This is a genomic window from Bacillus sp. LR_5 (assembly GCF_042709275.1).
In genome coordinates this window covers 1-13984 of record NZ_JAVAXX010000172.1, presented here as the reverse complement: position 1 = coordinate 13984, position 13984 = coordinate 1, and the positions used below count along the sequence as shown (strand labels likewise).

The 13984-nt window shown below is 44.6% G+C and carries 17 protein-coding genes; 1 reads left to right on the top strand and 16 read right to left on the bottom strand.

Annotation, left to right across the window (positions count from 1 at the left end):
* The first annotated feature begins 152 nt into the window (after nucleotides 1–152).
* Nucleotides 153–1025 (top strand): DUF1002 domain-containing protein, encoded by an 873-nt coding sequence (locus tag RAC86_RS25505; RefSeq protein WP_009967658.1) that lies wholly within the window; start codon nucleotides 153–155, stop codon nucleotides 1023–1025.
* A 29-nt stretch (nucleotides 1026–1054) separates the two neighbouring features.
* Here RAC86_RS25505 and lysA read toward each other — a convergent pair whose 3' ends face one another.
* From lysA to RAC86_RS25425, 16 genes are all read right to left on the bottom strand, one after another.
* Nucleotides 1055–2374, bottom strand: a complete 1320-nt coding sequence (gene lysA, locus RAC86_RS25500) for a diaminopimelate decarboxylase (protein WP_004398851.1) — start codon at nucleotides 2372–2374, stop codon at nucleotides 1055–1057.
* 105 nt (nucleotides 2375–2479) lie between these two features.
* The gene (gene spoVAF / locus RAC86_RS25495; protein WP_003230471.1) at nucleotides 2480–3961 is read right to left on the bottom strand and encodes a spore germination protein SpoVAF; all 1482 of its coding nucleotides are present in this window, start codon (nucleotides 3959–3961) and stop codon (nucleotides 2480–2482) included.
* Nucleotides 3912–4523 (bottom strand): stage V sporulation protein SpoVABEA, encoded by a 612-nt coding sequence (spoVAEA, locus tag RAC86_RS25490; protein ID WP_003230469.1) that lies wholly within the window; start codon nucleotides 4521–4523, stop codon nucleotides 3912–3914. Before spoVAEA ends, spoVAF begins: the two co-directional genes overlap by 50 nt.
* A 7-nt stretch (nucleotides 4524–4530) precedes the next feature.
* Nucleotides 4531–4881, bottom strand: coding sequence for a stage V sporulation protein AE (gene spoVAE / locus RAC86_RS25485; RefSeq protein WP_003230467.1), 351 nt, complete (start codon nucleotides 4879–4881; stop codon nucleotides 4531–4533).
* A gap of 1 nt (nucleotide 4882) precedes the next feature.
* Nucleotides 4883–5899, bottom strand: coding sequence for a stage V sporulation protein AD (gene spoVAD / locus RAC86_RS25480; RefSeq protein ID WP_377886139.1), 1017 nt, complete (start codon nucleotides 5897–5899; stop codon nucleotides 4883–4885).
* Between the two features lie 12 nt (nucleotides 5900–5911).
* Nucleotides 5912–6364, bottom strand: coding sequence for a stage V sporulation protein AC (gene spoVAC / locus RAC86_RS25475; RefSeq protein WP_029726751.1), 453 nt, complete (start codon nucleotides 6362–6364; stop codon nucleotides 5912–5914).
* A gap of 12 nt (nucleotides 6365–6376) precedes the next feature.
* Nucleotides 6377–6802, bottom strand: a complete 426-nt coding sequence (gene spoVAB, locus RAC86_RS25470; RefSeq protein ID WP_003230463.1) for a stage V sporulation protein SpoVAB — start codon at nucleotides 6800–6802, stop codon at nucleotides 6377–6379.
* The gene (spoVAA, locus tag RAC86_RS25465) at nucleotides 6792–7412 is read right to left on the bottom strand and encodes a stage V sporulation protein SpoVAA (protein ID WP_122894955.1); all 621 of its coding nucleotides are present in this window, start codon (nucleotides 7410–7412) and stop codon (nucleotides 6792–6794) included. Before spoVAA ends, spoVAB begins: the two co-directional genes overlap by 11 nt.
* 126 nt (nucleotides 7413–7538) lie before the next feature.
* Complete coding sequence (sigF, locus tag RAC86_RS25460) at nucleotides 7539–8306, bottom strand: RNA polymerase sporulation sigma factor SigF (RefSeq protein WP_003230458.1); 768 nt, start codon at nucleotides 8304–8306, stop codon at nucleotides 7539–7541.
* 11 nt (nucleotides 8307–8317) lie between these two features.
* Nucleotides 8318–8758, bottom strand: coding sequence for an anti-sigma F factor (spoIIAB, locus tag RAC86_RS25455; RefSeq protein WP_003230452.1), 441 nt, complete (start codon nucleotides 8756–8758; stop codon nucleotides 8318–8320).
* On the bottom strand, nucleotides 8755–9108 hold the full coding sequence (gene spoIIAA / locus RAC86_RS25450) for an anti-sigma F factor antagonist (RefSeq protein WP_004398633.1): 354 nt from the start codon (nucleotides 9106–9108) through the stop codon (nucleotides 8755–8757). The genes spoIIAB and spoIIAA overlap by 4 nt, the downstream gene beginning before the upstream one ends.
* 95 nt (nucleotides 9109–9203) lie before the next feature.
* A complete protein-coding gene (gene dacF, locus RAC86_RS25445; protein WP_024572758.1) occupies nucleotides 9204–10373 on the bottom strand; it encodes a D-alanyl-D-alanine carboxypeptidase DacF in 1170 nt (389 codons plus the stop codon).
* A 154-nt stretch (nucleotides 10374–10527) separates the two neighbouring features.
* A complete protein-coding gene (locus RAC86_RS25440) occupies nucleotides 10528–11343 on the bottom strand; it encodes a purine nucleoside phosphorylase I, inosine and guanosine-specific (RefSeq protein WP_015714207.1) in 816 nt (271 codons plus the stop codon).
* Nucleotides 11344–11355: 12 nt separating this feature from the next.
* Complete coding sequence (gene deoB, locus RAC86_RS25435; RefSeq protein ID WP_377886138.1) at nucleotides 11356–12540, bottom strand: phosphopentomutase; 1185 nt, start codon at nucleotides 12538–12540, stop codon at nucleotides 11356–11358.
* A gap of 160 nt (nucleotides 12541–12700) precedes the next feature.
* On the bottom strand, nucleotides 12701–13591 hold the full coding sequence (xerD, locus tag RAC86_RS25430; RefSeq protein WP_004398985.1) for a site-specific tyrosine recombinase XerD: 891 nt from the start codon (nucleotides 13589–13591) through the stop codon (nucleotides 12701–12703).
* A 7-nt stretch (nucleotides 13592–13598) separates the two neighbouring features.
* The gene (locus RAC86_RS25425; protein WP_014477240.1) at nucleotides 13599–13826 is read right to left on the bottom strand and encodes a YqzK family protein; all 228 of its coding nucleotides are present in this window, start codon (nucleotides 13824–13826) and stop codon (nucleotides 13599–13601) included.
* Nucleotides 13827–13984: the final 158 nt, after the last annotated feature.

Genomic DNA, 13984 nt, shown 5'->3' with positions numbered 1-13984 from the left:
AAACGAATCTCCCGAGCTTTACTAAAAAATAAAAATGAAACCTGAATCTCTTTATCTCCGTCTAACCTAACGGAACTGTATTTTTCATGATTCAGGTCCTCACAAAGCAGCACTATCCAGCTGCTTGTGAAATTGAAGGAGGTCAAACTGCTTTGAAGAAAATTTGGATTGGAATGCTGGCAGCGGCCGTTTTGCTGCTGATGGTTCCGAAGGTCAGTCTCGCGGATGCCGCAGTTGGAGATGTCATTGTAACACTGGGTGCTGATTTGTCAGAATCTGACAAACAAAAAGTGCTTGATGAAATGAATGTCCCTGATAATGCCACAACGGTAACCGTGACCAATAAGGAAGAACATGAATATTTAGGAAAATATATATCGAACGCGCAAATCGGATCGAGAGCGATTTCTTCATCGTCAATCACCATTGCCAAAAAAGGCTCCGGATTGAATGTTGAGACCCATAATATCAGCGGCATCACAGATGAAATGTACCTGAATGCACTGATGACAGCCGGTGTTAAAGATGCGAAGGTGTATGTTACAGCACCGTTTGAAGTATCCGGGACTGCCGCTTTAACTGGATTGATTAAGGCGTATGAAGTTTCTTCTGACGAAGCGATCTCGGAGGATGTTAAGCAGGTCGCCAACCAAGAGCTTGTCACGACATCAGAGCTTGGAGACAAAATCGGTAACGAAAATGCGGCAGCCCTGATTGCAAAAATCAAAGAAGAGTTTGCTAAAAACGGGGTGCCTGATAATAAAGCTGACATCGAAAAACAAGTGGATGACGCAGCTTCTGATTTAAACGTCACACTTACAGACAGCCAAAAGAATCAGCTTGTCTCCCTATTCAATAAGATGAAAAACGCTGACATTGACTGGGGACAGGTCAGTGACCAGCTAGATAAAGCGAAAGATAAGATTACGAAATTCATAGAATCAGATGAAGGCAAAAACTTCATCCAGAAAGTCATTGATTTCTTCGTATCTATCTGGAATGCGATTGTATCTATATTCAAATAAGAAAAGCGCCGAAAAATCGGCGCTTTCTTTTATTGCTTTACACCCGTTTTAAATGGCAGATCAAGTTTTACAATATCTTCGTATGTTTCTCGCTTCACGACTAAATGAGCCTCACCGTTTTCGACAAATACAACGGCGGGTCTCGGAATACGGTTATAATTGTTGGCCATGCTGTATCCATAAGCGCCTGTACAAAAAACGGCAAGAAGATCGCCTTCTTTTACTTCCGGCAGGTCAATATCCCAAATCAGCATATCTCCGCTTTCACAGCACTTTCCGGCAATTGATACCGTTTTGTCATGCGCTTCTCCGATCCTGTTGGCTGCCGCAGCTTCATATTTAGCTTGGTAAAGCGCAGGACGAATATTGTCGTTCATGCCTCCGTCTACAGCCACATATTGGCGGACACCCGGCACTTCTTTTTGAGAGCCAACCGTATAAAGAGTTGTGCCTGCGTCTCCCACGAGAGAACGGCCCGGTTCGATCCAAATTTCCGGGATGTCAAAACCGTAACGGGAAGCATTTTCTTTCACAGCTTCGATAATTTTTTCAACGTATTCAGTGGCATGAAGCGGTTCATCATCTTCCGTATAACGAATGCCGAAACCTCCTCCAAGATTCAGCACCTTGGATACAAATGAATATGAATCTCTCCATTCGTCTAGTTTTTTGAAGATTTTTTCCGCTGCTAACACAAAACCGGCCGTATCAAAGATTTGCGAGCCGATATGGCAATGGACACCCAGCAGCTGAATGTGTTCCGATTGTAATACTTGTTCAATGGCCCGTTCAGTTTGTCCGTTATGAAGATCGAAACCAAACTTTGAATCTTCCTGGCCCGTTGTAATGTAGTCATGCGTATGCGCTTCTACTCCGGGCGTGATCCGAAGAAGAACATCGATGGAGTGACCCGTTTCTTTACATAGGTCTTCAAGAAGCGCGATTTCATAGAAATTATCCACCACAATGCAGCCGATGCGGTGCTCAAGCGCCATCCGCAGTTCTTCCCTGCTCTTATTGTTTCCATGAAAGTGGATGCGTTCTGCCGGAAAGCCTGCTGCAACAGCCGTATATAGCTCTCCTCCGGATACGACATCTAAAGAAAGTCCCTCTTCCTCAGCGAGCTGAATCATTGCGACTGATGAGAATGCTTTGCTCGCATATGCCACCTGTGCTTTCAGCCCTGCAGAAATAAACGCCTGCTTAAAGCTTTTAGCACGCTCACGTATTAAAGCCACATCATATACGTAAAGAGGTGTACCATATTTCTCCGCTAAATAGAGAGCATCCACACCTCCGATTTCTAAATGACCATGTTGATTTTGTCTGCTTGTGCCGTGTAAGAACAATGTCATTCCCTCTTTCTCCGCTTATGGATGAAAGGACAGTTTTATGGACTGTCCCTTCATAATTAAGACATACATTATCATACTCTTCAGTCAGTTTCAATGCGATTATGAATTGGTAGGCTGCCTTAAGCGATTTTTGGGGTGAACGATGCTGGGTCTTACTTTTGCGCCAGGTTTCGCTGTGCGGACAAGAACCTGCCACAGCGCCTTTCCGTTAAAGGGAATCAGCGGCCATAAGTACGGTGTCTGAAGGGATTTGATGCTTGCCATGGCAATAATTAGCACTGTAAATCCGATGACGAGCCCTTTTATATGAAATAAAGCAACGAGTATCATGAGGACAAGACGGCTCATTTTGTTTGCCAAGCTTAATTCATAACTAGGCGTCGTAAAGGTTCCAATCGCCGCAAGTGAGACGTACAGAATCACCTCAGGAGAAAAAAGGCCGACCTCAATCGCAATCTGCCCGATCAGAACAGCGGCAATTAAACCCATTGCTGTCGATAAAGCCGTCGGTGTGTGAATGGCAGCCATTCTGAGAAACTCGATTCCTAAGTCAGCTAAAAATATCTGCAGGATGATCGGGATATGCGTATCTTTATTTAAACCGATAAATTTCATGTTGTCCGGGAGCAGATCAGGCTGAAGCACAAAGAGAAACCAGATCGGAAGAAATAAAGTAGAAGCAAGAATACCGAAAAATCTTACCCATCTTAAAAAGGTCCCGACTGAAGGCGCCTGCCTATATTCTTCAGCATGCTGCACATGGTGAAATAAAGTCGTCGGGGTAATGATCACACTCGGCGATGTGTCCACTATAATGATAACATGGCCTTCTAGAACATGATTTGCGGCCACATCCGGTCTTTCTGTATAGCGCACGAGCGGAAAAGGATTATAGCTTTGATTAACAATGAATTCCTCGACAGTTTTGTCTGCCATTGTTAATCCATCGACATCAATGGATGCAATTTCTTTTTCTACGATCTCAACCAGATCCGGATCAGCTATATCTTCTATATAACAAATGCTTAAATCCGTCTTTGACCGCTCACCAACTTTAGTCATCTTGACTCGAAGGCGTTCGTCTCTGATCCGCCTTCTGAGAAGGGCCGTATTGACGACGATATTTTCAACAAATCCGTCTCTGGCTCCCCTGACCACCTTTTCCGTATCAGGTTCTTCCGGGTTTCTGCCCGGATAGCTTCTGACATCAATTATAAATGCGAAGCCTGCACCTTCAACAATGACAGCGACGAGCCCGGACAGCACTTGGTCGGTGGTTTCATCCAAGGTTTTTACTTTTTCGACCTGGGCGTTAAGCAGCCTGTTTTCGACGATGTCGACCAGCTCATCAGGGTCTTCTTTCCGATTGTTAATGGCAACAAGCTCTCTCATTAAATGAATAATATAGGCTGTATCGCATAATCCATTTAGATAGTAAAGCTGGATCTCTTTATCTAAAATCGTGAGCTTGCGAACACCTACATCATAGCTCGTCCCCATCCCAACACGGTTTTTGAAATACTCTTCATTTTTAGCTGGATTCCGATAAACCCGAATTTTCTCTTCCTTGTGGTCCGGCATGATACCCGCTCCTTTCTAAAATAAACTCGACCGCTTTCATGGTGATTGGCGACCCTTTTGAGATATCGTCTTTTCTGCCCATTTTGCCGATATCCCCGATACCGACAATAAGCGGGAGATCAAGTTTATCAAGGCAATAGACTGTATCTCCACTCATTCTGTGGTCATCAAATTCCCTTTCCCCGACTTTATCGACGCCGTATTCAGTTATTTCTCCATTGCGGTCAATGCTTACATCGACCCTGGTCCATTCAGCCTGATGTGTTTTTGACGCGACCGCAATCACACCGAGCACTTCAATAGACGGATGGGTTGCGACATAGGTTAGAGCGGCTTCTCCCGGGCCCTCTCCTTGAAGGCCGGAGTCGTCAAACATGACAAATACAGGATCATACGGTGCTGAGGCGATCAGCTTGACAAGCTCGGCGCCGCTGCGGGTGGAAGGATTCCCTTTTGATTGTGAAATACATCGGCCTCCCACTTTGCTTGCGGCGTATTCAATTGTTTTAGCGGCATAAACATCCCCGTCTGTTACCAGTATGACCTTGCGTTTTGTCGTCATGTCGGCATTATCCTTTCGGTTTGAAAATAACAGCTACGATAAAGGCGAAAAGAATAGCGGCTGAGATACCGGCCGAGGTCAGCTCAAAAATCCCCATGCCGATTCCGATAAATCCGTGTATATGCGCCTGATGCATGGCGCCGTGCAGAAGACTGTGACCGAAGCTGACGATCGGAACGGTGGCGCCTCCTCCGGCAAATTCAATAAATTTATCGTAAATGCCGAAACCATCTAATATTGCACCGATTACAACAAATGATGTCATGACATGAGCTGGCGTCAATTTAAAAATATCCAAGAGCAGCTGGCCGACGATACAGATGGCCCCGCCGCAGACAAAAGCCAAAAGGTAGTCCATATTAAGATGCACCTCCTGCACGCTCAAATACAACCCCGTGGGCGATAGTCGGGATGGTTTCTTTTTGCTGGATCATCGTCGGGCTTAATAGCGCCCCGGTCGCCACGACAAATACACGGTTTAGTTTTCCTTCTCTCAGCTGCTTAAAAATATGAGAGTAGGTGACAACCGCTGAACAAGCACAGCCGCTCCCCCCGGCAAAGACCTGCTGATCCGGAGTGTAAATCAGAAGCCCGCAATCATCATGCTTTGTGCCGACTGGATATCCATCTTCTTTTAAAATGTCTTTTACGATTGGAGAACCGACGCCTGACAGGTCACCTGTCAGGATTAGATCATAGTCATCCGCTGTCCGGTTGAGATCTTTAAAGTGCTGCTTAATCGTATCAGCTGCAGCCGGAGCCATAGCCGATCCCATATCAAAAGGATCTGTAATTCCTAAATCAGAAACCTTCCCGACAGTCGCACTTGTGATTTGGATATCACCCGGTGTCTGACTGATGACAACTGCACCGCTTCCGGTTACAGTGGAGGTAGCAGTGTCCGGTTTTTGGCCTCCGTATTCTGTCGGATAGCGAAACTGTCTTTCCGCAGTTGCATTGTGACTGCTAGTGGCAGCGAGTGCCCTTTTGGCAAACCCGCCATCAACTAAGGCTGATGCGACAGCCACTGTTTCCATTGATGTTGAACAGGCGCCAAACATACAAAGAAATGGGATTTTCAAGTGTCTTGCGACATAGTTAGCCGTCACGTTTTGGTTCAGCAAGTCGCCTGCCAGCAATAGGTCAATATCATCTTTTGTCAGATTGTTTTTTTGAAGTGCAACATTAACAGCGTCTTCCATCAGCTGCCGTTCCGCCATTTCCCAGCTTTTTTGATTACAATGCATTTCGTCATAGGTTTTATCAAATAAAGAGCCGAGCGGTCCGTCTTTTTCCTTTGGTCCTGCTGCCGTTCCTGCTGAGTTGACAAATATGGGATTTTCAAATACCCAGGTTTGCTTTCCTGTTAATTTCATTTTCTTCTCCTCCTATGACATCAGTTTCTCAAAAGCAAACCGAATCATTCCAACGATGTATGCAGCTACAACTCCGAAAACAATAACATTTCCTGCCAGTTTAAACATATTTGTCGCTACTCCAAGCACTAATCCTTCGCTTTTATATTCAAGAGCCGCGCTTGCCATACTGTTGGCAAAACCTGTGACAGGTACGGCTGAACCTGCGCCTGCGAATTGTCCGATTCTGTCATAGATGCCAAGCCCTGTAAGCAGGGCAGAGATTAATATCAGCGTTGCAGCTGTTGGATTCCCCGCAGTTTTTTCATTGAAATCAAAAAAATGGATATAAAAATTTTGCAGACCTTGCCCGATTGCACAAATCAGTCCGCCCACTAAAAAGGCTTTTACACAGTTCCAGACGTAAGGCGGCTTAGGCTGATATGTTTTCACTTTTGATTTGTAATTTTCTTTTATGTTTGTCATCTTGAAACCTCCTTATGAATGGTCAATAAAGTACAGCCAGTGAAATAAAGATCCCGCGATTTTCCCAATCACGATGGCCATTAACAGAATAATGATTTTACTTCTGAGCCCGATTCGTTTCGCCAAAATCGGCAGGACATTTAAAACCTCTGTAAGAGCAGCCGCTAGCATCCCGACGAACAAACCTGCCAGAAGCCCGACCGGCACAGCTATCCATTTTGTTAGATAAAGATGATTCATATGAAGCGTCTCCCATCCCCCGCAAACCGCGCCAAGAATAACAGCCGCTTCATAAGCCTGAACAAATCTCATTGTTTTGGTGAGCTGCATCAGCCGCGGAATGATTCCCATTACGGTTAAAAAAGCAACGAAACCCGCCCCCACCGTTATGCCTCCGCCGAGCCCGACAAAAATAATGAACAATACACTAACGATCATGCAGATCCTTTATGGTTTCTTGATTCTCATGCATGGCCACATATTGATCGAGATCAAGCTGATAGTTAAACATCTCAACCTCTAGCGGGCTGGGCTCTTCATTTAGGCGCTTTTTAAATATGTGGTTAAAAAACACGATCATCCCCAGTCCCAAACCGATGCTGTATGGGATTTGAAGCAAATATGGATAGTCATTCCTCTCTCCGGTTATGATTTCATATAGTGCGATATGAACATCTCTCATGCTTACATCCTCATGAAAGTTCATGATGGCAAGACACGATCCAATAAACAGAAGCAGCCAGACACCGATAAATAGAACCGTTGATAAATTTCGCTTTCGATACTGAATTTCAACAATGGTTTCTGCTCCGCCTACGGTTTGAACATCAAGTGTCGGGTCTTGTAAATGAATGGCTCTGAGGACTTGTATGATATCCAGAATTACGATATTTTTATCTTTTTCGCTCACCTGATAAAGCGGCATAGCCGAAAGTTTCTTTATCAGCTGAAGCTGCCCTTCTATTTGCGCGGCATCTCCAACGGTAATAATATCCCCTGGATGTGCCAGCACTCGGTGGCGAAGCCGGATAAATATTCGTCGTTCCATCATTGATCACCATCTTTCGGTGGTTATATATGTAGTATGTGGTTCGATTTTGTTCTCATTCATCCGCTCGAAAAGACCATAAATTACCACGCTTTTGCACACAAAAAAGCTAGCCTGCACTGCAGGCTAGCCATCCGTATGATCCATTTGAACCTTGATCTGTTTTAATATTTTCTTTTCAAGCCTGGAAACCTGCACCTGAGAGATCCCGAGCCGCTCAGCCACCTCGGACTGTGTCTGGTCTTTATAATATCTGAGATAGACGATTAGTTTTTCCCTTTCCTCCAAATCGCTGATTGCTTCTTTCAGCGCAATTTTGTCAAACCATTTTTCTTCTGAGTTGTCAGCGATTTGATCAAGCAGGGTAATCGGATCTCCGTCATTTTCATAAACGGTTTCGTGAATCGAAGATGGAGCCCTTACCGCCTCTTGGGCCAGTACAACATCCTCAGCTTCAATCTCCAAATGGTCAGCGATCTCCTGCACCGTCGGCACTCTGCCCAGTGTTTTCGAAAGCTCATCCTTCGCGCGCCGGATTTTGTTTCCAAGCTCTTTTAATGACCGTGATACCTTTACGGTTCCGTCATCACGGATAAATCGTTGGATTTCTCCGATAATCATCGGCACTGCATACGTTGAAAAACGCACATCATAGGTTAAATCAAATTTGTCAACAGATTTTAACAGCCCGATGCAGCCGATCTGGAAGAGATCGTCAGGCTCATATCCTCTGTTTAAAAACCGCTGTACGACAGACCAAACAAGACGCATGTTTTTTTCTATGAGGAGGTCTCTTGCCTGCTGGTCGCCATTTTGGCTTTGTTTGATTAATTCCTTTACTTCATGATCCTTCAGCTGAGCGTTTTTGCCGTTTTTCTTAACCTCCACATCCATAACAAATCTCCTTAATTACAAAGCGCTTTGCTTTTTGATAAGTGCTTTGTTAAGCGAATCGTTGTTCCCATTTCAGGCGATGAATCGATACTGACATCATCCATGAAATTTTCCATAATGGTAAAGCCCATTCCAGAGCGCTCAAGCTCAGGCTTAGTCGTAAATAGAGGCTGACGGGCTTCTTCAAGATCTGTAATGCCTAAGCCTTCATCACGAATAGTCATATATACGACATGATCTTCCAGCGTCACTGAAATGTAAACTTTCCCTTCACAGTTCTCTTCATATCCATGGATAATCGCATTCGTGACAGCCTCTGACACGACTGTTTTGATTTCAGTCAGTTCATCCATTGTCGGGTCCAGCTGAGCTATAAATGAAGCAACTGTCACACGGGCGAACGATTCATTCTGACTGAGGGCAGAAAACTCAAGGTGCATTTCATTTTTCATGATGCCACCCCCAGTGTCAGGAGTGCCTGCTGTTCAGATTGTTCAAATCGGATAATTTTAAACAGACCCGACATATCAAACAATCGCTTCACCGCAGGAGAGATAGCGCAAACAACCATTTCTCCGCCAATTTGCTTAATTTGCTTGTATCTTCCTAAAATAACGCCAAGCCCCGAGCTGTCCATAAAGGAAAGGTCCTCCAAGTTCAGCACGATATGGCGAATATCATCCTTCTCCAATGATTGAGTCACTTTTTGCTTCAGGGTTTCAGCCGTATGGTGATCGAGTTCGCCTGTTAATCGAATACAAAGCACAGATTCTTTGACATTCATGTCAATTCCAAGGCTCATGCTCATTCCTCCTTGATATGATCGGATAATGAGTGTTTCGATTTCGACGGAATGAATTCCTTCACCGTGACAAAACTAGTGGTCATTCGGCATAATTACTTAAATTTTGTCCAGTCTCCCATCGTCCGCTTCAAGAATGTGATAAACCCGGCTTTCTTCATATCTTCTTTTGCAGCAACAGGACTTTCAGCGAGTACTTCTCCATCCTTTTTCAGAACTAGAGTGCCAAGCTCTTGGCCTTTTTGAATCGGAGCACTAATATTGTCCTTCATCTTGATTTCTTTTTTCACATCGTTCATATCCTCGCCTTTTTTCGTCAATATTGAAATCGGCTCAGATGTAGAGAGTTCGATCAATTTTTGTTTCCCTTTTTTGACCTTTACTTTTGCTACTGTTTCATTTCGTTTATATAAAGGATGCGTTTCATACTGGCTAAAGGCGAAGTCAAGCATTTTTGTCACTTGCGCGTTTCTTTCTTTAGGCGTGCTCGCTCCGAATACAACCGCTATGGCCCGCATGTTTCCTTTTTTTGCCGAAGCAGTCAGACAATATTTCGCTTCGCCTGTATAGCCTGTTTTTACGCCGTCTACACCAGGATAAAATTTGATAAGGCGATTTGTATTCACAAGCCAAAACTTTTTATCTGTATTTTCACGAAGGTAATCTTCATACGTGCCGGTAAACTTCGTAATTGATTCGTATTTCAATAATTCCTTAGCCATGATTGCCATGTCATAAGCAGAGCTGTAATGTCCTTCCTCGGTCAATCCGGTCGGGTTTTTGAAGGATGTATTTTTCAATCCCAGCTCTTTTGCTTTTTTGTTCATTTTCTGAACAAATTCTTCTTCAGAGCCGGAAATAAATTCAGCCATGGCTACAGAAGCGTCATTTCCCGAAGCGATTGCGATACCCTTCAGCATTTCTTTGACAGTCATTTCTTCGCCGGGCTCAAGGAAGATCTGTGAGCCGCCCATTGACGCCGCATGCTCGCTTGTACGGACCTTATCACTCATTTTGATTTTGCCTTTATCTAAAGCTTCCATAATCAAAAGCATCGTCATAATTTTCGTCATGCTTGCAGGCGCCAGTCTCTCATTGCTGTTCTTGTTGTAAAGCACTTTTCCTGTGTCACGTTCTATCAGCACCGCAGACTTCGCTTCATGAGCAAGCTCCGATGTACGTTTTCCGTCTTGTTTTGCAAATGCAGACGGTGCAAATGTAAGCAGCATTATACCAATCAACAAAGTGGATAAAAGACGTTTCATCTCAAAAGCCCTCCATTTCATAATCCTTTTTATTTTTTCCAAGCGGGATGGTTTTATACGCCACTGATGGAAAATGTTTCGAATTTTGGGCATAAAAAAAGACAGCTGTGTGATATCAGTCACAGCTGTCTTTTGGTCCTGCATTGATTCATATTTATTCGTACTGAGCGACGATCGCTTTAACAAGCTTCAAGAATCCAGCTTTTACTTTTTCGGTCACTTCCATAACTTCATCGTGACTTAAAGGCTGATCCAGAATTCCGGCTGCCGCGTTAGAGATGCAGGAAATGCCAAGAACCCGCATTCCCGCATGATTCGCCACAATGACTTCCGGAACAGTAGACATGCCGACAGCATCAGAGCCCATCGTTCTTAAGAAACGGACTTCTGCCGGTGTTTCGTAAGAAGGTCCTGTCACAGCAGTGTACACGCCTTTTTGAATTGGGATATTAAGGTCTCTCGCAATCTTTTCAGCCAGGCTGGACAGATCTTTATCATAGGCTGAAGACATATCTGGAAATCTGGCGCCGAAATCAGCTTCGTTTGGCCCGATTAACGGGTTTGTTCCCATAAAGTTGATATGATCGGTAATAATCATTAAGTCTCCCGCACGGAATTCAGTGTTGACACCGCCTGCGGCATTTGTCACGATCAACGCTTCCACACCGAGCGCTTTCATCACGCGTACAGGGAATGTGACTTTCTCCATTGAGTAGCCTTCATAAAAATGAAAGCGGCCCTGCATTGCAATGACGGAAACTCCTTCAAGAGTGCCAAGCACAAGTTGTCCGGCATGCCCTTCAACAGTAGATACCGGGAATTCAGGTATGTCTTCATATTTCAGCTTGACCGGATTTTCGATTTCGTCAGCCAAAATGCCAAGACCTGAGCCTAAAATAAGGCCGATCTTCGGAGATTCCGGCAGGTTTTGTTTAATAAAAGCTGCTGCGCGTTCAATTCTGTCCTTCAAGAAACAGTCCCCCTATTGTAATAAAGATAAAAAGCTTTTCCCGTATTTCGGTTTATTCGTTTGGAAATTATCAGCGATCGTTGCGCCAATATCAGCAAATGTATCTGCAAGCGGCAGCATTTGCGCTTTCTTATGTTTTTTGCTGTAAGCGAGAATCGGCACATACTCGCGTGTATGGTCAGTCCCATGATGAATCGGATCATTGCCGTGGTCGGCTGTAATAATTAACAGATCGTCTTCTCTCATTTTTTCAAACACTTCCGGAAGCCGCGCATCAAATTCTTCAAGCGCGCGTCCGTAGCCTTCAGGGTCACGGCGGTGTCCGAATAACGCGTCAAAATCAACAAGGTTCGCAAAGCTCAGACCCGTAAAGTCTTCTCCCAGCGTATCGATCACCTTGTCCATTCCGTCCATATTGGAAACCGTTCTGCGTGAAGAAGTAATGCCTTCTCCGTCGTAAATATCAGAGATTTTACCGATTGAAATCACATCTAAGCCGCTGTCTTTCAATTCATTCATGACAGTGCGATCAAACGGTTTAAGGGCATAATCATGGCGGTTTGGCGTCCGTTTGAATTGACCCGGCTCTCCGACGAACGGCCGTGCAATAATACGGCCAACCATATATTTCGGATCAAGCGTCAGCTCTCTCGCCGTTTCGCAAATGCGATACAGCTCCTCAAGCGGCACAACCTCTTCGTGAGCGGCAATTTGCAGAACAGAGTCAGCAGACGTGTAAACAATTAAAGCCCCTGTCTCCATGTGTTCCTGACCAAGCTCATCCAAAATCGCTGTGCCGGAAGCCGGCTTGTTTCCAATAATTTTGCGGCCAGATCTCTTTTCCAGCTCTTGAAGCAATTCATCAGGAAAGCCTTCCGGGAACACTTTAAACGGTTTATCAATGTATAAACCCATAATCTCCCAATGGCCGGTCATCGTATCTTTGCCGTTTGACGCTTCTTGCATTTTTCCATAATACGCAAGCGGATGTTCTGTTTTTTCTATACCTTTGATATCTTCGATAAGACCAAGGCCGAGCTTTGCCATATTCGGCATATGTAATCCGTTCATATGCTCGGCAATATGACCGAGCGTATTAGCGCCTTCGTCATTAAAGTCAGCGGCATCCGGCGCTTCGCCGATTCCGACTGAGTCCATCACAATTAAAAACACACGATTATATTTGTATGCAGGCATCTTGAAAGCCTCCTTTTTTTCTATACGTCTATTGTATCGCTAAGAGGTCTGACAACTCAAGTATAAACCGTTTTCATTCCCGTTGACAATGCATTTGGAAATAATGAGAAACTTCAATATTTTCTGTCGCTCTAAACAAAAAAGCCGCAGCCACCTGCGGCTATGCTCGCGGATGAAACTGCTTGTACACATCCTTCAGCCTTGTTTTCGTCACATGCGTATAAATTTGCGTCGTGGATATATCCGCATGCCCGAGCATTTCCTGCACCGCTCTTAAATCTGCCCCGTTCTCAAGCAGATGCGTCGCAAAGGAATGCCTGAGCGTATGCGGAGTCAGCTCTTTCTTAATGCCGGCTTCCAACGCGATTTTTTTCAGGTTCTTCCAAAATCCCTGGCGGCTGATCTGTTTGCCGTGATGATTTAAAAATAGGGCGTCAGACACATTGTTCTTTAACAGTTTCCCCCTGGCTTTTGTCATATATTCCTCAATGGCGGAAGCGGCGGCTTCACCAATTGGCACAATCCGTTCTTTTCTGCCTTTGCCGAAGCATCGGATAAACCCCATAGATAAATGAACATCTGCCGTTTTCAACTCAATCATTTCACTGACTCGTATGCCTGTCGCATAAAGCAGCTCCAGCATTGCTTTATCCCGATAGCCGAATGGGCTCGTCAGCTTAGGCGTGTCCAATAATCGCTCGACTTCATTGAGTGCGAGCACCTTTGGAAGCGCCCGTTCCGTCTTTTGTGTTTCGATATGAACGGAAGGGTCCTTATCCGTTACTTTTTCCCTGAGCAGAAATTGATGAAAAGAGCGAATGGATGCCAAATGCCGCGCCGATGTCTTGCCGGATTTCCCCGAGTCCTTCAAATGCTTTAAGTATTGGATAATATGTATGCGGGTAACGTGATTCCAATCCGTCACATGAAGGGTTTCTGTTAAGTAGAGAGAATAGCTTTTCAAGTCACGTTCATAGGATACGATCGTATTTTGAGAGAGCCCTCTCTCTACCATGACGTAGTGGATGAAATCCTTTATTTGATCTTTCACTCTTGATCTACTCCCCGTTTTGGTAAAAAAAGATCAACCGGTCGAGCCATCCGCCTTTTTCATCCTGATCCATTTCAACAACTTTTACAGCGGAGCCTTCCGGTTTATCATACCGATGATAGTTTTCATACTCTTGATTCACCCATATCATAGCATAATAGAACAAAGCGGTAAAACCGGTAAACAGGATGAAAACTTTCAATGCATCGACAGCTGTTTTCAGGAATCTTCCCATGTCCTAATCGATCCTTTCCCTATGGTTCCAGTTATATAAACCATATGCCAAATCAGAAAGGTTTTATACATAGAAACAGCAAAAAACCCTTTCCCCATGAGAAAAGGTTCGCGCTCGGCACCGTCTATTCAGTTTCTTTTCCGTTACAGCGGTAGCAA